General features: G+C 73.3%; 14 protein-coding genes and 3 pseudogenes. 14 read left to right on the plus strand and 3 right to left on the minus strand.

From position 1 onward, the window contains the following. A pseudogene (locus GEV28_RS33985) lies at positions 1-597 on the minus strand (NAD(P)(+) transhydrogenase (Re/Si-specific) subunit alpha); the annotation flags it as partial. 53 nt (positions 598-650) lie between these two features. Between GEV28_RS33985 and GEV28_RS33990 the strand changes: the two are divergent. Both GEV28_RS33990 and GEV28_RS33995 read left to right on the plus strand, forming a co-directional pair. Next, positions 651-1,688, plus strand: coding sequence for a M14 family zinc carboxypeptidase (locus GEV28_RS33990; RefSeq protein ID WP_291417037.1), 1,038 nt, complete (start codon positions 651-653; stop codon positions 1,686-1,688). A 118-nt stretch (positions 1,689-1,806) separates the two neighbouring features. Continuing rightward, on the plus strand, positions 1,807-2,991 hold the full coding sequence (locus tag GEV28_RS33995) for a lytic transglycosylase domain-containing protein (protein WP_291417039.1): 1,185 nt from the start codon (positions 1,807-1,809) through the stop codon (positions 2,989-2,991). 33 nt (positions 2,992-3,024) lie between these two features. Here GEV28_RS33995 and GEV28_RS34000 read toward each other — a convergent pair whose 3' ends face one another. Continuing rightward, entirely contained in the window at positions 3,025-3,642 is a 618-nt protein-coding gene (locus GEV28_RS34000; protein WP_291417041.1) for a hypothetical protein, read from the minus strand. A gap of 146 nt (positions 3,643-3,788) precedes the next feature. On the opposite strand from GEV28_RS34000, the gene GEV28_RS34005 reads away from it, so the two are divergent. The 6 genes and pseudogenes from GEV28_RS34005 (at position 3,789) to GEV28_RS34030 (ending at position 12,803) form a co-directional block, all read left to right on the plus strand. Further along, positions 3,789-4,505, plus strand: coding sequence for a response regulator transcription factor (locus GEV28_RS34005; protein WP_291417043.1), 717 nt, complete (start codon positions 3,789-3,791; stop codon positions 4,503-4,505). 80 nt (positions 4,506-4,585) lie between these two features. After that, a complete protein-coding gene (locus GEV28_RS34010; protein WP_291417057.1) occupies positions 4,586-5,968 on the plus strand; it encodes a HAMP domain-containing sensor histidine kinase in 1,383 nt (460 codons plus the stop codon). A 39-nt stretch (positions 5,969-6,007) separates the two neighbouring features. Next, positions 6,008-7,853: pseudogene (locus GEV28_RS34015) on the plus strand (glycosyltransferase family 39 protein). Between the two features lie 65 nt (positions 7,854-7,918). Beyond that, positions 7,919-9,158 (plus strand): annotated as a pseudogene (locus GEV28_RS34020) (glycosyltransferase). Between the two features lie 29 nt (positions 9,159-9,187). Continuing rightward, on the plus strand, positions 9,188-10,960 hold the full coding sequence (locus tag GEV28_RS34025) for a glycosyltransferase family 39 protein (RefSeq protein WP_291417059.1): 1,773 nt from the start codon (positions 9,188-9,190) through the stop codon (positions 10,958-10,960). 52 nt (positions 10,961-11,012) lie between these two features. Next, positions 11,013-12,803, plus strand: a complete 1,791-nt coding sequence (locus GEV28_RS34030) for a hypothetical protein (RefSeq protein ID WP_291417045.1) — start codon at positions 11,013-11,015, stop codon at positions 12,801-12,803. A 183-nt stretch (positions 12,804-12,986) separates the two neighbouring features. Here GEV28_RS34030 and GEV28_RS34035 read toward each other — a convergent pair whose 3' ends face one another. After that, the gene (locus tag GEV28_RS34035; protein WP_291417047.1) at positions 12,987-14,417 is read right to left on the minus strand and encodes an MFS transporter; all 1,431 of its coding nucleotides are present in this window, start codon (positions 14,415-14,417) and stop codon (positions 12,987-12,989) included. 69 nt (positions 14,418-14,486) lie between these two features. On the opposite strand from GEV28_RS34035, the gene GEV28_RS34040 reads away from it, so the two are divergent. The 6 genes from GEV28_RS34040 to GEV28_RS34065 all read left to right on the plus strand — a co-directional run. Beyond that, positions 14,487-14,921: a MarR family winged helix-turn-helix transcriptional regulator gene (locus GEV28_RS34040; RefSeq protein ID WP_291417049.1), complete on the plus strand. Its 435-nt coding sequence runs from the start codon at positions 14,487-14,489 to the stop codon at positions 14,919-14,921. A gap of 117 nt (positions 14,922-15,038) precedes the next feature. Further along, complete coding sequence (accD, locus tag GEV28_RS34045; protein ID WP_291417051.1) at positions 15,039-16,742, plus strand: acetyl-CoA carboxylase, carboxyltransferase subunit beta; 1,704 nt, start codon at positions 15,039-15,041, stop codon at positions 16,740-16,742. A 215-nt stretch (positions 16,743-16,957) separates the two neighbouring features. Continuing rightward, the gene (locus GEV28_RS34050; RefSeq protein ID WP_291417052.1) at positions 16,958-17,527 is read left to right on the plus strand and encodes a biotin/lipoyl-containing protein; all 570 of its coding nucleotides are present in this window, start codon (positions 16,958-16,960) and stop codon (positions 17,525-17,527) included. A gap of 21 nt (positions 17,528-17,548) precedes the next feature. Next, the gene (accC, locus tag GEV28_RS34055) at positions 17,549-18,898 is read left to right on the plus strand and encodes an acetyl-CoA carboxylase biotin carboxylase subunit (RefSeq protein ID WP_291417053.1); all 1,350 of its coding nucleotides are present in this window, start codon (positions 17,549-17,551) and stop codon (positions 18,896-18,898) included. 62 nt (positions 18,899-18,960) lie between these two features. Further along, entirely contained in the window at positions 18,961-19,599 is a 639-nt protein-coding gene (locus tag GEV28_RS34060) for a TetR/AcrR family transcriptional regulator (protein ID WP_291417055.1), read from the plus strand. Between the two features lie 11 nt (positions 19,600-19,610). Further along, a partial coding sequence (locus tag GEV28_RS34065) for an SIS domain-containing protein (protein ID WP_291417061.1) occupies positions 19,611-19,763 on the plus strand: 153 nt, incomplete at its 3' end.

Genomic DNA, 19,763 nt, shown 5'->3' on the forward strand with positions numbered 1-19,763 from the left:
CGACGCCGCCCGCACGTCATAGGCCCGCACCTTCGCACCCAACCGGCGCGCGGTCGCGATCGCCTGCAGACCCGCCACACCCGCACCGAGCACGAGCACCTTGGCCGGCGGAACCGTACCGGACGCGGTCATCGACAACGGGAAGAACCGCGGCAACCGCTCCGCGGCCACCAGCACCGCCCGATAGCCCGCGACGAACGCCTGCGAGGACAACGCATCCATCGCCTGCGCACGCGAGATACGCGGCACCAGCTCCATCGCCAACGCGGTCAGCCCGCTGTCGCGCAGCACCCGGACCAGCTCGAGCTCCTGCGCCGTCGGCAGGAACGAGACCGTGATCGCGCCCTTGGCGAGCCGCCGGGCCTGGGACGGCGCGAGCGGCTGCACGGACAGCGCGGCCGCGGCCCCGTCGAGTGCGTCCGCAGCCACCGTGGCGCCCGTGCCGCGGTAGTCGTCGTCGGTGAAGCCCGCGGCCTTGCCGGCACCCGGCTCGACCACGACCTCCTGGCCCGCGTCGGTCAGGCGGGACACGAGCCCGGGCACAAGCGCCACCCGCCGCTCGCCAGGCCTGGTCTCGCCAACGATGGCGATCTTCACAGCCTGCACTCTAACCTTGTCGGCCGGTTGCGGGTTGTGACAGTTTGGTCGCTATGCGAATTCGCCCGCGTCCCCTGCTCGCGCTGGCAACCGCCACGGCGCTGGCCCTCACGACGCTCACCGTTCCCGCGCAAGCCGCTCCCGCCGCCGCACCCATGCCGACGTCGTGGTGGCACGACATCGACCCGCGACCGTCCAATGAGGCCGTCGGCACGATCCTCGCCGACCTCGCGCACCGCGGCCACGGCCGGATCGACGTCCGCTCGATCGGCGAGACCAACGAGGGCAGGCCGGTGTGGGCCGCCCGGGTCGGGCACGGCCCGGTGCGCCTGCAGTACGTCACCCAGCAGCACGGCAACGAGCCGCTCGGCACGCCGGCCGCGATCGAGTTCCTGCGCACCATCGGCGTCGGGAACACGTTCTGGCACAAGTGGTTGCGCTCGCGGGTGACCGTCGACGTGGTGGTGCGCGCCAACCCCGACGGGCACGCGCACGACTGGCGCTACAACTACGACCCGACCGCCGACCCCGAGTACGGCGAGCAGGGCAAGGGCTACGACATCAACCGGTACCACAACCCGTCGATGGCGCCGGAGGACAACCCGGCACCCGAGGCGGCCCACATCCAGCGCGCGTACGCGGCGTTCGAGCCGCACATCGCGGTCGACTACCACATGCAGGGCCAGTACCTCGACGACGGCGGTCGGGAGATCACCGCGTCGCTGCTGTGGCCGACCAACCCCGGCGTCACGCCGGCGCTGGTGGACGCCGCCAAGCGGGTGACCGTGGTGGCCCAGCAGACGATCGACCACCTGGCCGGTGGCAACGTCAGCCAGTACCCCGGCGGCGACTACGAAGGCATCGCACGCAACGCCTACGGGCTCCGGGGCAGCGCGAGCGTCCTGTTGGAGCTGTCCGCGATGGGCGAGGGGCACGAGCAGGTCCAGATCCGTTCGGCGTACCTCGTGATGCTCGCGGTGGCCCAGACGGCGGCGGACGGATCGGCCAACCGGATCGACCCCGCACGCGCGGACGCGATCCCGCCGCGAGGTGAGCCGATCCGCGCGGTCGCTGTCGACAGTGGTGACTGACGTCCTACCGATGAGGTCGGGTTGACTGCCCGATGGGGTACAGGTCGCCCGCGGCCGGCATTCACGCTCGTCTCCAGTGCTCTACTCGCCGTAGTCGCCTGGAGAGGGGTGGGTTCGCGTGGCGAGGAAGTCTCGGCACCGACTGGTCGGCCGGCCGATGCGGGGCACGGGGTGGTTGACCGAGCACAGCGGCGAGGGGTCGCGCGGCCGGCACAGGCTGGTGCGACCGTCGAGTGGTCTGCTGGCGGTGAGCGCCGCGCTGCTGGCCGCGTCGGCGGCGGCGTCGACCGTGCCGGCCGACCCCGTTCCACCCGCGGAGCCCTCCCCCGCACCCGCGCCGTCGGCCTCGGCCTCGGCGGGTGCCGGTGGGAACACGCGACCGACCGCGTCGTTCCCAGCGTCGACGCGGGCGTCGGACGAGATCGTGCACGCCGCGTCGACCGGGATCGGGGTGGCCGGCATCCCCGCCACCGTGTTGGACGCGTACCGGCGGGCGGCCGAGCGGACGAACATGGTGCAGCCCGGCTGCCACATCCCGCTGGAGCTGCTGGCGGCGATCGGCAAGGTGGAGACCGGCCATGCCAGGAGCGGTCGGGTCGCCGCTGACGGCACGACGCTGACCCCGATCCTCGGCCCGGTACTGTCCGGCGGCCCGTTCGCGGCGATCGCCGACACCGACGGCGGCCTGCTGGACGGCGACACGGTGTGGGACCGGGCGGTGGGCCCGATGCAGTTCATCCCCGGCACGTGGGCGCGCTGGCAGGCGGACGGCAACGTGGACGGTCGGACGGACCCGCACAACGTGTACGACGCGTCACTCGCCGCGGCCCGGTACCTGTGCGCGGCCAACCGCGACCTCGGCACGCCGACCGGGCTGGACGCCGCGGTCCTGTCGTACAACCACTCGACGAGCTACCTGTCACTGGTGCGCTCGTGGATGGCGGTGTACCGGTCCGGCACGCTGCCGGTGGCCGCCCAAGCCGCGACGACCCCACCGGCCTCCACTCCGCCGGCCGCACCGTCGACGCCGCCGTCGACACCGCCACCCACAGCGCCACCGTCGACCCCACCCACAACGCCACCCACAGGGCCACCCACGACGCCGCCCGGCACGCCGCCCTCGGAGCCGCCGCCGACCGCGCCGCCCGTGACGGACCCGCCGAGCGAGCCACCGGTCACCGACCCGGCGGCCGAGCCACCGGCGACGGAGCCACCGGCGTCGACCCCGAGCTCCGGCCTGCTGTGCGGGGTGGGGAACCTGGTGGGCGGCTTGCTCGGGGCACCGCCGGACCCGGCCTGCTGACCCCGGCAACGGGTTCTGGGGGTTGGACTCGCGTTAGTTGCCGTCGCCGTTCTGGCCGTCTCGGCGGGGCGGGAGCATGCCCTGGCCCACCTCGGTGATCGTGGTGGCGGTCGCCTCGTCGTCGGAGGTGGTGGCGATGATCATCACGTCGTCGCCCTTCTCGATGCCGTCGGTCATCACGGTGTCGGCCTCGATCACGTAGGTGCGGGTGTAGCCGTCGTCGCTCTTCGCGGTGATCGAGGTGTCGCTGATCTCGGTCACCTCGCCGTTCTGGAACTCACCGTGCGGGGTGTCGGCCATCGGGCCGCCGATGATCGGGCCGGTACCCCCGCCACCGCGCGGCATCGTGCCGCCGCCGGGACCGCCGCCCGGGCCGGCGTCCTGGTCCGTCGAGCCGCTCGCCGCGTAGATGGCCACCCCACCCGCCGCCGCGATGCCGACCGCCACGGCGATCGCGACCACGGTCCGCCGGACCGTCCACTTCGGCCGGCCCGACGGCGGCGGCGGAGGCGGCGGCGCGCCCCACCCGGCGGGCGGCGGCTGCGGTGGCACGGGACTCTCCGGCGACGGCTGCCCGGGCGCGCCGGGGACCGGCGCGGCGGGGCCGGCCTGCGGCTGCGCTGGCACAGGGGACTGCTGTTCGGCGTTCATGGCCCCAACCGTCGACCCCGTTCCTGTGGACCACCTGTGTCCGCCGTTGGCCCTCGCTGTGACCCGCTCGTCGCGCCGGTCGGGCGCACAGCTGATACACAGGATCCACACAGGCCGACCACACCGTGGCGGGTGAGGATCAGACCATGAAGAGCGAGCTGCGGCGGCCCGACGGCCGGCCGGTCCGGGTGCTCGTCGTCGATGACGAGGCCACCCTCGCCGAGCTCGTCTCGATGGCGCTGCGGCTCGAGGGCTGGGACGTGCGCAGCGCCCAGGACGGCCTCGCCGCGGTCCGCACCGCCCGGGAGTTCCGCCCGGACGCGGTCGTGCTCGACGTGATGCTCCCCGACATCGACGGGCTCGAGGTCCTGCGCCGCATGCGGGCCGACTCGCCCGCGCTACCGGTCCTGTTCCTCACCGCCAAGGACGCCGTCGAGGACCGCATCGCCGGGCTCACCGCGGGCGGCGACGACTACGTCACCAAGCCGTTCAGCCTCGAGGAGGTCACGCTGCGGCTGCGGGCCCTCATGCGCCGCACGGGCATCGCCGAGGCCACGGCAGGCGCCACGGTCGTCGTCGGCGACCTCTCCCTCGACGAGGACAGCCGCGAGGTGCACCGTGCGGGCGAGCCGGTCGACCTCACCGCCACCGAGTTCGAGCTGCTGCGCTACCTCATGCGCAACCCACGCCGGGTCCTGTCGAAGGCTCAGATCCTCGACCGGGTGTGGAACTACGACTTCGGCGGCCAGGCCAACATCGTCGAGCTCTACATCTCCTACCTGCGCAAGAAGATCGACGCCGGCCGGGCGCCGATGATCCACACCATGCGGGGTGCGGGCTATGTCCTCAAACCGGCAGGCTGAGTGCTGTGGCACCGGGTAGTGGCCTCGAGACGTGGCCGCTGCGCCGGCGGCTCATCGCCGAGCAGGTCATCCTGCTCGCCATGGTGTGCGTGGTGATCGTGGCGGTCACCTTGCTGGCGCTGCAGGCCGTCCTGCTCAACCAGCTCGACGAGCGGGTCGCCGAGGCGAGCGCCCGCTCGCTCGGGCCTTCCGGGCCCGGCACGGAAGGCCGCCCCGGTGGAGGGCAGCTCGCGCTGATCGACAAGCAGGGTCCGGACACCGTGTCCGCGCACGTCGTCGGCGACCAGGTGACCTCCGCCGAGGTGCTGGCCAGCACCGGCGAGATCCGCGGCGTGCCGGCCGCCGACTACCCGGCCCTCCTCGCCCTGCCGGTCGACGGCAAGGTCTACACGCACGACTTCGGCGACCTCGGCGAGTACCGGCTCATGGCGGTCCGGCCGACGCCCCGGGACGTGGTCATCACCGGGCTGCCGATGTCCGAGGTGGACGACACGCTCCTGTCGACCGGGCTGATCCTCGGCGGGGTCGCGCTGGTCGGGCTGCTCGCGGCCGGCGGCGCGGGCGCGTTGATCGTGCGGCGCACCCTCCAACCCCTCCAGGACGTGGCGCGCACCGCGGGCCGGGTGGCGGAGCTACCCCTGGACCGCGGCGAGGTCGCCATCGCCGAGCGAGTTCCCGCGCGCTACACCGATCCGCGCACCGAGATCGGGCAGCTGGGGCTCGCACTCAACCGGTTGCTCGGGCACGTCGACAACGCGCTCACCGCCCGGCACGAGAGCGAGACCCGGGTGCGCCAGTTCGTCGCCGACGCGAGCCACGAGCTGCGCACCCCGCTCGCCGCCGTCCGCGGGTACGCCGAGCTGGTCCGCCGCGGTGGTGACGCGACACCCGAGGTGGCGCACGCGATCGGCCGGGTCGAGTCCGAGGCCGCGCGGATGACCACGCTCGTCGACGACCTGCTGCTGCTGGCCCGCCTGGACTCCGGCCGGCCGCTCGATCACTCCACAGTGGACCTATCGCGGCTGGTGGTCGACGTGGTGAGCGATGCCCGGGTCGCCGGACCGGAGCACCACTGGCGGATCGAGCTGCCCGCCGAGCCGGTCACCGTCCCGGGCGACGACGCCAGGCTGCACCAGGTGCTGGCCAACCTGCTGTCCAACGCGCGCACCCACACCCCCGGCGGCACGACCGTCGCAACCAGACTGTCCACAACGGACACCGAGGTCGTGCTGTCGGTCACCGACGACGGGCCGGGTATCCCCGACGACCTGCTGCCGGAGGTCTTCGAGCGCTTCGCCCGCGGCGACTCGTCCCGCTCCCGCGCCGCGGGCAGCACCGGCCTCGGCCTCGCGATCGTGGCCGCGGTCGTGCAGGCGCACGGCGGTGACGTCGGCGTCGAGAGCCGCCCCGGCCACACCGAGGTCACCGTGTGGCTGCCGCTCACAGCCGCCGCACAGGAATGACAAAGCCGGCGCCCAGCGCCGGCGGCCAGCGTGGCCGGTATGACCACGCTCGCCCGTGCCCGCCTTCGCCCTGAGTCCCTCGCGCTGCCGACGTTGTTACTCGGCGCCGCGCTGCTGTACCTGTGCGGGCTCGGCGCCTCCGGCTGGGCGAACGCCTACTACTCGGCCGCCGCGCAGGCCGGCTCGATGGACTGGCAGGCCTGGCTCTTCGGCTCGACCGACCCGGCCAACGCGATCACCATCGACAAGACGCCCGCCTCGGTGTGGGTGATGGGCCTGTCCGCGCGGCTGTTCGGGGTGAACGCGTGGAGCGTCCTGGTGCCACAGGCGCTGTTGGGCGTCGCCGCGGTGTGGCTGCTGTACGCGACCGTGCGGCGGGTCGCGGGCCGGGCGGCCGGGTTGCTCGCCGGCGCGGTCCTCGCGCTCACGCCGGTCGCGGTGCTGATGTTCCGGTTCAACAACCCGGACGCGCTGCTCGTGCTCCTGCTCGTGGCCGCCGCCTACGCGGTGACCCGGGCGACCGGGGCGGCGTCCGGGCGCTGGCTCGTGCTGGCCGGCGCGTGCGTCGGGTTCGGCTTCCTCACCAAGATGCTGCAGGCGTTCCTGGTGCTGCCCGCGTTCAGTGCCGCCTACCTCCTCGCCGCCCCGGCGACGCTCGGCCGCCGGCTGGCCCATCTCGCCGCGGCGACCGGCGCGGTGATCGTCTCGAGTGGATGGTGGATCCTGCTCGTGGCGCGGTGGCCCGGTTCGCGCCCTTACATCGGCGGCTCGCAGACCGACAGCGTGCTCGAGCTCGCACTCGGCTACAACGGGCTCGGCCGGCTCACCGGTGACGAGGTCGGCAGCGTCGGCGGCGGTGGCTGGGGCCGGGCGAGCTGGGCGCGGCTGCTCGGCGCCGAGATGGGCAGCCAGGTCGCGTGGCTGCTGCCCGCGGCGGTCGTGCTGCTGGCGGCCGGGCTCTGGCTGACCCGCCGGGCGCCCCGCACCGACCCGACCCGCGCGGCCCTCCTGCTGTGGGTGGCTCGTGGTCACCGCGCTGGTGTTCAGCTACATGAACGGCATCATCCACGCCTACTACACGGTCGCGCTCGCGCCGGCGATCGGCGCGCTGGTCGGGGTCGGCGCGATCCTGTTGTGGCGCAGGCGATCCGACCCGCTGGCCGCGGCCGTGCTGTCCGGTGTGGTCGGGTTGGCCGCGGTCGAGGCGTACGTGCTGCTCGGCGACCCGACGTGGACCGCGCTGCGGGTGGCCGTGCTCGTCGGCGGCTTGGCGGCCGCGGCGCTGCTGCTGCTCGCGGCCGACCTGCCGAACCGGGCGCGCCAGGGCGTGGCCGCGCTCGCCGCCGTCGCCGCGCTCGCCGGGCCGGCCGCGTACTCGCTGGCCACCGCCGCGACCCCGCACACCGGCGCGATCCCCTCGGCCGGTCCGGCGGTCACCGGTGGCCCGGGAGGCGGCGGTCCGATCAGGCCGTTCGGCGGGGGCACGGGCGGGGGCATGGGTGGTGGCATGGGTGGTGGCATGGGCGGCCTGCTCGACGCCGCCACACCCGGCGACGACCTCGTCGCGCTGCTGCGGGACAGCGGCGGCCACCGGTGGGCCGCGGCGACCGTCGGCTCGAACAACGCGGCCGGCTACCAGCTCGCCTGCGGCGTCGCGGTGATGGCGATCGGTGGCTTCAACGGCACCGACCCGTCCCCGACGCCGGCCGAGTTCCAGCAGTACGTCCGATCCGGACAGATCCGCTACTTCCTCGGCGGCGGCGGCACATCCGGCACGTCGACCGGCGGTAGCGACGCGGGCCAGGAGATCGCCGGGTGGGTCGCCGACAACTACGCGGCGACCACCGTCGACGGCGTCGCCGTGTACGACCTCGGGCGCGCCTGATGCTCACAGCCTGCGCACAGCCGGGACACACAGCCGGCCCAGCGAACCGGCCGACCGTGGAACCCATGACGCTCACGCTGCCCGGCACCACCGACCGCGGGCCCATCGTGCCCGATGGCGAAAGGCCCGTCCTGGACGTCGTCATCCCGGTGCACAACGAGGAGCGCGACCTCGACGGCTGTGTCCGCCGGCTGCACGCCCAGCTCCGCGACCACTTCCCGTACCGGTTCCGGATCACCGTCGCGGACAACGCGAGCACCGACCGCACGCCGGCGATCGCGCGAGGCTTGGCGGCGGAGCTGCCCGAGGTGACCGCCGTGCACCTGGCCGAGAAGGGCCGCGGCCGCGCGCTGCACGCGGCCTGGTCGGCGTCCGACGCCCCGGTGCTCGCCTACATGGACGTCGACCTGTCGACCGATCTCGCCGCGGTGGCGCCGCTGGTGGCGCCGCTGCTGTCCGGGCACTCCGACGTCGCGATCGGCAGCCGGCTCGCGCGTGGCGCCCGGGTCGTGCGGGGGCGGAAGCGGGAGCTGATCTCGCGCGGCTACAACCTGCTGCTGCGCGGCACACTCGCGATCCGGTTCTCCGACGCGCAGTGCGGCTTCAAGGCGATCCGCGCGGACGTGGCCGCCCGGCTGCTGCCGCACATCGCCGACACCGGCTGGTTCTTCGACACCGCTGCTCGTGCTGGCCGAACGGGCGGGGCTGCGCATCCACGAGGTGCCGGTGGACTGGGTGGACGACCCGGACAGCCGGGTCGACATCGTCGCCACCGCGCTCGCCGACCTGCGTGGCATCCTCCGGCTGGCCCGCGCGCTCGCGACCGGCAGTGTCCCGGTCGGGCAGCTGCGCGCGCAGCTGGGTCGCCGCGACCCGATCCCGGGCGTACCACCGAGTCTCGTGCGCCAGCTGGTCCGGTTCGCCGCCGTCGGGATCGCCAGCACGCTCGCCTACCTGCTGCTGTTCTCGTTGCTGCGCAAGGGAATGGGCGCGCAGGCTGCCAACTTCCTCGCGCTCGGCCTGACCGCGGTCGCGAACACGGCGGCGAACCGGCGGTTCACCTTCGGCGTGCGCGGCCGGCACCTCGCCGGCCGGCACCAGTTCGAGGGCCTGCTCGTGTTCGGCCTCGGGCTGGCGCTCACCAGCGGCTCGCTGGCCGTCCTCACCGGACTGACCGCGCCCGGTCGCGCGCTCGAGCTCGCGGTCCTCGTGGCCGCCAACCTCACCGCGACCGTCCTGCGCTTCCTGCTGCTCCGCGGCTGGGTGTTCCACCCGCGCCGCCAGACCCCGAGGAGCCCGCGTTGACCGCCACTCTCGCCCCGCCCGCCCCCGCCGTGCCGGCGACCCCGCGCCCGGCGACCCGGCACCGCCCGCTCGGGTGGCTGATGCTCGCCGGCACCGCGGCGCTGTACCTGTGGAACCTCACCGCGTCCGGGTGGGCCAACAGCTACTACGCGGCCGCCACCCAGGCCGCCACGCGGAGCTGGAAGGCGTGGCTCTTCGGCTCGCTCGACGCCGGCAACGTGGTCACCGTGGACAAGCCGCCCGCGTCGCTGTGGCTGTCCGGGTTGTTCGGGCGGGTGTTCGGCTTCTCCAGCTGGAGCGTGCTCGCCCCGCAGGCGCTCGCCGGGGTCGCGTCGGTGTTCCTGCTGTACGCGGCGGTGAAGCGGGTCGCCGGGCCGGCCGCGGGTCTGCTCGCCGGCACCGTGCTCGCACTGACCCCGGTGGCGACGCTGATGTTTCGCTACAACCTTCCGGACGCGCTGCTCGTGCTGCTTCTGGTGGGTGCCGGCTACGCGGTGACCCGGGCGACGGAGACGGCGAGCTCGCGGTGGCTCGCGCTGGCCGGCGCGCTGGTCGGGCTGGGCTTCCTCACCAAGATGCTGCAGGCGTTCCTGGTGCTGCCCGCGTTCGGCCTCGCCTACCTCCTCGCCGCGCCGACCTCGCTGCGGCGCAGGGTCTGGCACGTCGTGCTGGCCGGCATCTCGGTCGTCGGGTCGGCCGGCTGGTACGTCGCGCTGGTCGCGTTGTGGCCGGCCGGTTCGCGGCCCTACATCGCGGGGTCGACGAACGACAGCCTGCTGGAGCTCGCCCTCGGCTACAACGGGCTGGGCCGGATCTTCGGCGGCGACGGCAACCCCGGTGGCGGTGGCGATGGCGATGGCAACGTCGGGTTCGGCGGCGCCTCCGGGCTCGGCCGGATGTTCGGCGCGGCGTTCGGCACCGAGGTGTCCTGGCTGCTGCCGGCCGCGATCGTCGCGCTGGGCGCGGGCTTCTGGTTCACCCGGCGGGCGCCGCGCACCGACCCGACCCGCGCCGCGCTGCTGCTGTGGGGTGGCTGGCTCGTGCTGACCGGGCTGGTGTTCAGCCTGATGGGCGGGATCATCCACCCGTACTACGCGGTGGCGCTGGCGCCGGCGATCGGCGCGGTGGTCGGCGTCGCGGGCGTGCGGCTGTGGACCGGGCGGACCAACCGGCCGGCCGCGGTGGCGATGGCCGCGATGGTCGCCGTCACCGCGGTGTGGTCGTTCATCCTGTTGGACCGCACCGACTCCTGGCTGCCGTGGCTGCGCTGGGTGATCCTGGCCGGCGGGGTCGTGGTGGCGACCGGGCTGGCGCTCGGCGGCGGGCGAGCGGGCCGGTGGGTCGCGACCGCCGGGGTGGTCGTCGCGCTGGCCGGCACCGGCGCGTACTCGGTGGCGACGGCCGCGCGGACGCACACCGGCTCGATCCCGCTCTCGGGCCCGGCCGGGGCGGACGTGGGTGGCCTGCGGATGGCCGGCCCCGGCGACCTGACGAGCGACGGGCTGACCTCGTTGCTGGCCGCGACCGACACCACGTGGGCCGCGGCGACGACCAACGCCACGAGCGCGGCGGACATGGAGCTGGCCAGTGGCAGGCCGGTCATCGCGGTCGGCGGCTGGAGCGGCAGCGACCCGGCGCCGACCCTCGCGGAGTTCCAGCAGTATGTCGAAAGTGGACAGGTCAGCTACTACGTCGGCGGCATGGGCGGCGGTCCGCGGGGAAGCTCGGAGATCGCGGAGTGGGTCGCGGACAACTACGAGTCGACGGCCGTCGGCAACCAGACGGTGTACGACCTCCGGTGAGCGGACCGGGTCCGGTTCGTCCGGGGTGCGCGGGGTTTGGCACAGTACTCACGTGACGAGCACGGCGGTGCGGCCGGATCCCCAGCCGGACCCGACGCCGGAACCCGACGAGGTGACTGCCGCCCCGGCGGGCCCGCCGGCGTGGCGCCTCGCCGCGCGGCGGTTCGTCACGGGGCACTGGCTGCCGAGGCTCGTCACGCTGCTCGCGGTGGTCCCGGCCGTCGGCACCCTGCTGGACGTCGCGGGCGCGGGACGCCTGCAGCACATCGACTACCTGTACCAGCTGACCCGCATCACGAACCCGGACGGCACGCTCAAGGCGTTCGACCTCGCGAACTACCTGTCCAACGAGCACATCCTCGGGCTGCCGTCGCTGGTCTACTGGGTCAACATCGAGCTGTTCGCCGGCGACAACCGGACGCTGGGCGTGTTCGTCGTGGCGGTGGCCGGTCTCACCGTGCTGGCGCTGCGCGCGGCGCTGCCCGCGACCCTGTCGCCGCTGGTGCGGGCCGGCATCGTGGCGGGCGGCTCGGCGCTGGTCTTCAGCCTGCACGGCCTGTGGAACTACACCAGGGCGATGAGCGGAACGGCATGGCTGACCGCCAACCTGATCGTCGTCGTGGCGCTGCTGCTGGCGGTGCGCGGCCGGTGGTGGCCCGCCTGGGGCCTCGCGCTGCTGGGCAGCGTCACGTACGGCACCGCGTTCGCGGTCTGGCCGGTGTTGGCGCTGCTCGCGGTCGTGCGGCGGGAGCCGGTGTGGAAGCGGCTGCTGCCGCTGGCCGCGGGCGGCGTGATCGTCGCGGTGTGGCTGGCCTACCGGCCGTCGGCCCCGCTGGCCGGCGCCCCGACCACCGACCTCGGCAGCCTGCTGTACTACTTCCTCGCCATCGTCGGCAAGCTGTGGACGGCGGACAGCGGCGGGATGGCGGCGCTCGCCGGCGCGGTGATCCTCGGCATCTACGCGGCGCTGGCGTCCAGCAAGGTCGCGCGCGAGCCGGGGCTGTGGTTCTGGTGGGCGCTGGCCTGCCACGCCTTCCTCGGCGCCGGGATGATCGCGATCGCCCGGGTCGACTACGGCGGCGAGGTCGGCATGGACACGGCCCGCTACACCTCGATATCGGTGCTGATGTCGCTACCGGCCATCGTGCTGCTGGCCACCGTGGTCCACCGCCGGGCGGACCGGGCCGGCTACAAGATCGCCGCCGTGACGCTCGTCGCCGGCATGCTCGGCTACGCGCTCGGCGCGCCCGACGCCGTGGCGGAACGGGCGGCGGACAAGGCGCACCACGTGGAGGCCGTCGCCATCCGCGGGGGGTTCAGCGACGCGTATCGACGGTATCCGCTGGCGAGCGACCTCGTGCCGCGGTTGCGGGCGATGGGCCACTACCCGTTCACCGACGACTTCACCCTCGGCTGCGGCGGCCCCGAGCTCGGTTCGGTGCTGGACCGCGACGCGATGACGCCCCTGCTTCCCGCGCGGGGCAACAAGAGGCCGAAGCACGCGGCCGGTGCGGTGGAGTGGGTCGAGCCGCCCGACCCGGCGCCCTTCTTCCACGGAAAGGCGGTCCCCGTCTTCCACGGCTGGGCCGCCGACCGCGCCGACCCGGTCCGCTGCACCGTGATCGTGGACGGCGCGGGCAAGGTGGTCGGCGGCGGTGTGAGCGGAATCGTCCGCGCCGACGTCGCCATGCGGTACGCCGGAGTCGCCCCGAACTCGGGTTTCGCGGTGATCGGCCCGGTCGACGACGACAGCCGGATCGTCGTCATCCAGGACAGCGGCGCGATGCGCTGGCTGCCGGCCCGGATTCCCCCTCAGGTCCAGACGCGGCCGCCGAACCGCTGACAGGTCGGCTTTACCCGCCAACCCCAGCGGACGTTGCTCGTCGGAGTCGGCTCCGCCGGCACTGACGACCGAAACCTGGTCGGCGCAGCCGCCGCCGGCCCTCGGCATCGATCCAGGACCCGACCATTTCCTTGGCATCGACTTCCTTGGCATCGACGCGGAACTGCCACAAGACCCGGACGGTCACCAGCTGCCGCGGTGGTCGGGGATCGTCCAGATCAGCGGGACCGCCGCCACCAGGAGCACCGCCAGCACCACGAACGAGTGGGCCTGCGCCATCGCGGGGTTGGTGCTGTTCGCCATGACCGCGGTGGTCACCGAGATCGCGATGATCGCGCCACTCTGCCGGAACATGCCGCGCAGGCCGGCGATCGAGGCGATCTGGTCCGGGGCCAGCTGCAGCCCCGCGTTGTTCGACGCCGGCACGGACATCCCCATGCCGACCCCGGTGATGCCCGCCGCGATCGAGAGCCACAGGTAACCCGACATCCCCGGCGGCGGCACGGCCATCAGGAACAGGCCCACGATCAGGATGCCGAAGCCGATCAGCATCGGCAGCCGGTGGCCGAGGCGGCGCAGCGTCAGCACCGCCAGCGCGGCGACGCAGATCATCCCGATGGCGCGTGCGGTGAGCAGCGTGCCGGCGGCCAGTGGGTCGAGGTGGAAGCGCTCCTCGGCGTACAGCGGCACCAGCGCGGCGAACCCGATGGCCGCGCCGCCGAACAGGAGGTTGAGCACGTTCATCGCGCCGAAGCCTCGGCCGGCCAGGAACGCCAGCGGGATGAACGGCGCCCGGTGGCGCATCGTGTGCCGGACGAAGAACACGGCCGCCGCCACCGCACACAGCTCGGGCACCAGGAACCACGGGCTCGTGACCCCGCGGCCGAGGTTGGTCAGCCCGTACATCGTCGCCAGCATGAGGGTCGCGAGCAGAGCCAGGCCGCCGAAGTCGATCCGCTCCGCCGGCTTGCGCGGTGACTCCGCGATGAGCTTGGCCGACAGCACGAGCAGCAGGATCCCGATCGGCACGTTGACCAGGAAGATCGTCCGCCAGCCGAAGTAGTTGACGATGACGCCGCCGAGGATGGGCCCGACGATGCCGCCGATCGGGAAGATGCTGGTGAACATCCCCACCGCGCGGTCCCGGTGCCGGCCGAAGTGCTCGGCCACGATCCCGGTCGCCGACGGCAGGAACGCGCCGCCGCCGATCGCCTGCAACGCGCGCAGGGCGACGAGCACGTAGATGTTGTTCGCGAACCCGCAGGCCAGCGACGCCACCGTGAACACGCCGATGCCGACCAGGAACACCCGCTTGCGGCCGAGATGGTCACCCAGCTTGCCGGCCATCGGCATCGCGATGAGCTGGCCGAGCGAGTAGACCGTGATCGTCCAGCCGCTCCAGGTGAGCTCCGCGCCGAGGTCGGTCTGGATCGCGTTCAGCGCGGTGGCGACAATGGTCTGGTCGATCGACGCCATGAACAGCGCGAGCGCCACGACCGCGAACACGACGTGGCGCCGAGGCAGCGGCTCCGGGCCGTCCTGCTCCAGGCCGTCCTGCCTCGCTGCCCGGACGGGTGCGGCGGGGACATCTCCTCGTACGCTTTGTGTCCCCATAAACCACGATACTATTTGCTTGCCGACAAGCAATCAATCGACTGTGACCACTCCAACTTGGAGGCAGCGGTGGACGCCGAAGCAGTGACCAGGTTACGCAGGGTCATCGGGAAGCTGGCCCGGCTGCTCAACGCGTCGTCCTCGAGCGAGGGCCTGACCCCCACTCAAGCGTCGGTGCTCGGCATCGTGGCCTACCGCGGCCCGATCGGTCTGGCCGAGCTGACCGAGATCGAGGGCCTCAACCCGACCTTGGTGTCCCGGGTTGTGTCCAAGCTCGACGCCGACGGCTTGCTGAGCAGGCTGCCCGACCCGGCCGACCAGCGTGCGGTGCAGCTCGACGCCACCGACGCCGGGCGGCAGACCCACCAGCGGATTCTCGAAGCCCGCACGGAGACGGTCGCGAAGATCCTGGACGGCCTGTCACCGGACGTCAGCGACGCGCTGGTGGAGGCGCTGCCGGCGCTCGAGGCCCTCGCCGAAGGGCTGCGCACGAACCGGCGGTGACGGGTCTCACCGGCACACCTCAGCAGGGGTCGTCACCACCTCGACCGATCCTTGAGCCGACTTGGAGTCGGCAGGGCGAATCTCGCTTCGACGCCGAATGAACCAAGGAGGGTCGCCGTGACCGCTGCCGCGAACGCAGCCGGGACCGCAACCTCAGCCGAACCGGTCGAATGGGTGAGCTGCCGCCAGTGCCGCTCCCTGGTCTACGGCAAGCGGTTGAGCCGGAGTCTCCGAGTCTGTCCGGACTGTGGATACCACGGCAGGGTCAGCGCCCGCCAGCGACTGGACCAGCTGCTCGACCCGGGCACCGTGACCTTGCTCGACCTGCCGGTGCACTCCGCGGACCCGCTGGAGTTCACCGACTCCAAGCCCTACCCGGCCCGCCTGGCCGACGCCCGACGCAAGACCGGCCTGGCCGAGGCGGTGCTGTGCGCGAGCGGCAGCATCGAGGGAAACCCGCTGGTCGTGGCCGTGATGGACTTCGACTTCATGGGCGGCAGCCTCGGCGGCGCGGTCGGCGAGCTGATCACCCTGGCCGGCGAGACCGCCCTGGAGCGCGGCGTCCCGCTGCTGATCGCCACCGCGTCCGGCGGCGCCCGGATGCAGGAGGGCGCGGTCGCGCTCATGCAGATGGCGAAGACGAGCGCGATGCTCGGCCGGCTCGACGAGGCCGGCCTGCTCACGATCACGCTGGTCACCGACCCGACCTTCGGCGGCGTCGCGGCCTCGTTCGCGACGCTGTCCGACGTGATCATCGCCGAGCCCGGCGCCCGCCTCGGGTTCGCCGGCCGCCGGGTGATCGAGCAGACGATCAAGCAGACGCTCCCGCCCGACTTCCAGACAGCGGAGTTCCTCCTGGACAACGGTCTGATCGACATGATCCGGCCGCGCCAGGAGCTGCGCCCGACCCTCGCCCGGCTGCTGTCGATGGGCACCCCGGTCCCGCGGGACCACGCCGTCCCGGCCGGCGAGCCCGGCGAGCCCGGCGCCGGCGTGGCGGCCGGCGCGGCGGCGGGCGGGGCCACCGGCGGCGAGCCCTGGCAGGTCGTCAAGCGGGCCCGCGACCTCAACCGGCCCACGACGGCCGACTACTTCGGCCTGCTGCTCGACGACTTCGAGGAGCTGCGCGGCGACCGGCTCGGCGCGGACTGCCCGGCGATCGTCGGCGGCCTCGGGCGGCTGGCCGGCATTCCGGTGATGGTGATGGGCCACCAGAAGGGCCACACCGCGGCCCAGCTCGCGGCGCGCAACTTCGGCATGCCGACCCCGGCCGGCTACCGCAAGTCCGCCCGGCTGATGCGGCTGGCCGCCAAGCTCGGCATCCCGATCATCTCGCTGATCGACACCCCCGGCGCCTACCCGGGAAAGGAGGCCGAGCAGCACGGCCAGGCCATCGCGATCGCGGAGAACATCCGGCTGATGGCGTCGCTCCCGGTGCCGGTGGTCAGCGTGGTCACCGGTGAGGGCGGCAGCGGCGGCGCGCTCGCCCTCGGCGTCGCCAACCACGTGCTGATCTGCGCGAACGCGGTGTACTCGGTGATCAGCCCGGAGGGGTGCGCGGCGATCCTGTGGAACGACCCGGCGGCCGCGCCACGGGCCGCCGAAGCACTGCGGGTGACCTCGGCCGAACTGCTCCCGCTCGGCATCGTCGACCGGATCGTGCCCGAGCCGGACGGCGGCACCCAGGCGGACGACGTCACCGCCGGGCAGTACCTGCGTGCCGCGCTGCTGGACAGCCTGCGGGCGTTGCTGCCGCTCGAGGAGACCCGACTCATCGCCGACCGCCGGGCCAGGTTCCGCGCGTTCGGCGCCGGCCACTGAGCTGACCCCGAACCGACCACTGATCCGGGAAGGCAGGACATGACGCCCTTTGTGTCAACCTCAGCCAGTCGAGCAGCGGGGAACTTGCACGAACCGCGTGCTCGCCAACCGCGCCCAAGGGGAACGGGACGCGACCCAGCCGCCGGTACGCACCGAACCGGACGGCACCAACCCACGGTGACCACAAGGGTCAATTCCGGGGAGGCGGCCAGCGCATGACTCACCGACTCCCCCGCGCCGTGCACAACGCCAACGAGCACAACGCGTTCGACGAGCACGAGGCGGCCGACGCGCCGCAGTCCGTGGCGGACGTGCTGAAGGTCGTGCGGGAGACCGCGGCCGACCTGCTGGCGACGTCCCCGCGGCCGCCGAGCACGCTGAACGTGCGGGTGGGCGACGTGTCCGTGGAGATGGGCTGGGCGCCGCCGGCCGCCGCGCATGCGCCGGACGTCGCGGTCGCCCAGGTCGCACCCGTGGTGCCGGTCGTGGCTCCGACGGCGACCTCGCCGGTCGCGGCGCCGCCGTCCGGCCCGACGCTGAACGCGGCCACCGTCGGCACGTTCTACCGCTCGCCGTCGCCGGGTGCGCCGCCGTTCGTGGCCGAGGGTGACGAGGTCGCGCCCGGCCAGCAGATCGCGATCATCGAGGCGATGAAGCTGATGCTGCCCGTCGAGGCCGAGCGGGCCGGCCGCATCGAGGAGGTCCTGGTGGGTGACGGCGAGGGCGTCGAGTTCGGCCAGCCGCTGTTCCGCCTCGCCGCCGCGGAGTCCGAGCTCGCCGCCTGACGGCCTTCCGAGAGGTGCACGATGTTCGAGAAGATTCTGATCGCCAACCGCGGCGAGATCGCGGTGCGGGTGTTACGCGCCTGCCGCGAGCTCGGCGTCCGCACAGTCGCCGTCTACTCCACCGCGGACGAGGACTCGGCGGTGGTGCGGATGGCCGACGAGGCCGTGCGGATCGGGCCGGCACCGTCGCGGCAGAGCTACCTCAACGCCGCGGCGGTGATCGAGGCGGCCCGGATCACCGGCGCGGACGCGATCCACCCCGGTTACGGGTTCCTGTCCGAGGACTCCGACTTCGCCGAGGTGTGCGCGGCCGAGGGCGTCACCTTCATCGGCCCGCCCGCGGAGGTGATGGCCAGGCTCGGGGACAAGACCTCGGCGCGCGCCGCGATGACCGAGGCCGGGTTGCCGCTGCTGGCGGGCAGTGTCGAGCCGCTGGCCGACGCCGAGTCGGCGCGGCGGCTGGCCGAGGAGATCGGCTACCCGGTGATCATCAAGGCGGCCGCGGGCGGCGGCGGGCGCGGAATGTCCATTGTGGATATTCCGGCTGACTTCGCCAGGACCTACCAGCAGACCAAGGCCACCGCGCTGCAGCTCTTCGGCGACGGCCGGGTCTACGTCGAGCGGTATCTGCCGTCGGCGCGGCACGTGGAGATCCAGGTGCTGTGCGACACCCACGGCAACGCGATCCACCTGGGCGAGCGGGACTGCTCGGTGCAGCGGCGGCACCAGAAGCTGGTCGAGGAGACCCCGGCACCGGGGCTGCCGGCCGAGCTGACCGAGCGGATGGGCGCGGCCGCGGTGCGCGGCGCGCTCGCCTCCGGCTACGTCGGCGCGGGCACGTTCGAGTTCCTCGTGGACACCGAGAACGACTTCTACTTCATGGAGGTCAACTGCCGGATCCAGGTGGAGCACCCGGTGACCGAGGTGGTGACCGGCGTGGACCTGATCGCCGAGCAGCTGCGGGTCGCGGCCGGTGAGCCGCTGCGGCTGCGTCAGGAGGACGTGGTGCTACGCGGCGCGGCGATCGAGTGCCGGGTCAATGTGGAGGATCCCCGGCGGAACTTCGCGCCCGCACCCGGAACGCTCACCGAGTTCACCCCGCCCGGCGGCCCGTTCGTGCGGGTGGACACCCACGGCTTCACCGGCTACAAGGTGCCCGCTTCGTACGACTCGCTGCTGGCCAAGGTGATCGCGTGGGCGCCGGACCGGGAGCAGGCGATCGCGCGGATGCGCCGCGCGCTGGCCGAGTTCCGGATCGAGGGGCCGGGCGTGCACACGACCCGGGAGTTCCTCGACCAGGTGCTGGCCGACCAGGAGTTCGCCGACGGCAAGCACGACACCTCGCTGGTAGCCCGCCTGACCGAGGGATGAGGGGTCTTCACGTCTCCGCGGTGCCCCCAGTAACCTGATCGGTACCGATTGGGGGTTGGCGGATGGCGGGAACCGGCGCGGTGGCGCGCCGCACCTACGGCGGCCGATCGGCCGGCGAGCGGCGGGCGGAGCGCAGGGAGCGGCTGCTCATGGCGGGCCTGGAACGGTTCGGCACCGAGGGCTACACGGCGGCGTCGATCGAGAAGCTGTGTACGCATGCCGGGGTGTCCACGCGGAACTTCTACGAGGAGTTCGACGGCCGCGAGGACCTGCTGATGGCCCTGCACGACCGCATCATCGAGCAGGCGTTCCACGCGGTGGTCGGGGCGCTGGAGGACGCGGCGGACGCGCCGATCCGGGAGCGGTTCGCCCGCGCGGTGCGGGCGTTCGTCACCACCACGGCGAGCGACCCGCGGTGGGCGCGGGTGTCCTACGTGGAGGTCATCGGGGTCTCCAACGCCGTGGAGCGCCACCGGATCGCGTGGCGCGAGAAGTGGGCGGAGTTCCTGGTCGCGGAGGCCGAGCGGGCCGTCGGGCGCGGCGAGGCGCAGGCGCGGGACTTCCATCTGGGCGCGGTCGCGCTGATCGGAGCGGTGAACGAGTTGGTGCACCACTGGTCCCTGAGCGACGGCGAGCGCTCGCTGGACGACGTGATCGCGGAGATCGTGCGGATCGCGACGGCGGCGGTGACCGCGTCGTGACGACGACGTCGGTGGGTGCCGAGTCGAGCGCGGCCGAGCTGCTGCGGCGGCTCTCCGACGTGGCCTCCTCCTCCGCGGCCGAGGTCGGCGCCGCGGCCGCGTTGTTCGCCGACTGCGTCCGCGCCGACGGCGTGATCCAGGCCTTCGGCACCGGCCACTCGCAG

Origin of the sequence: Actinophytocola sp., from assembly GCF_009379765.1 — a bacterium.
In the GTDB taxonomy this organism is placed as follows: domain Bacteria; phylum Actinomycetota; class Actinomycetes; order Mycobacteriales; family Pseudonocardiaceae; genus Actinophytocola.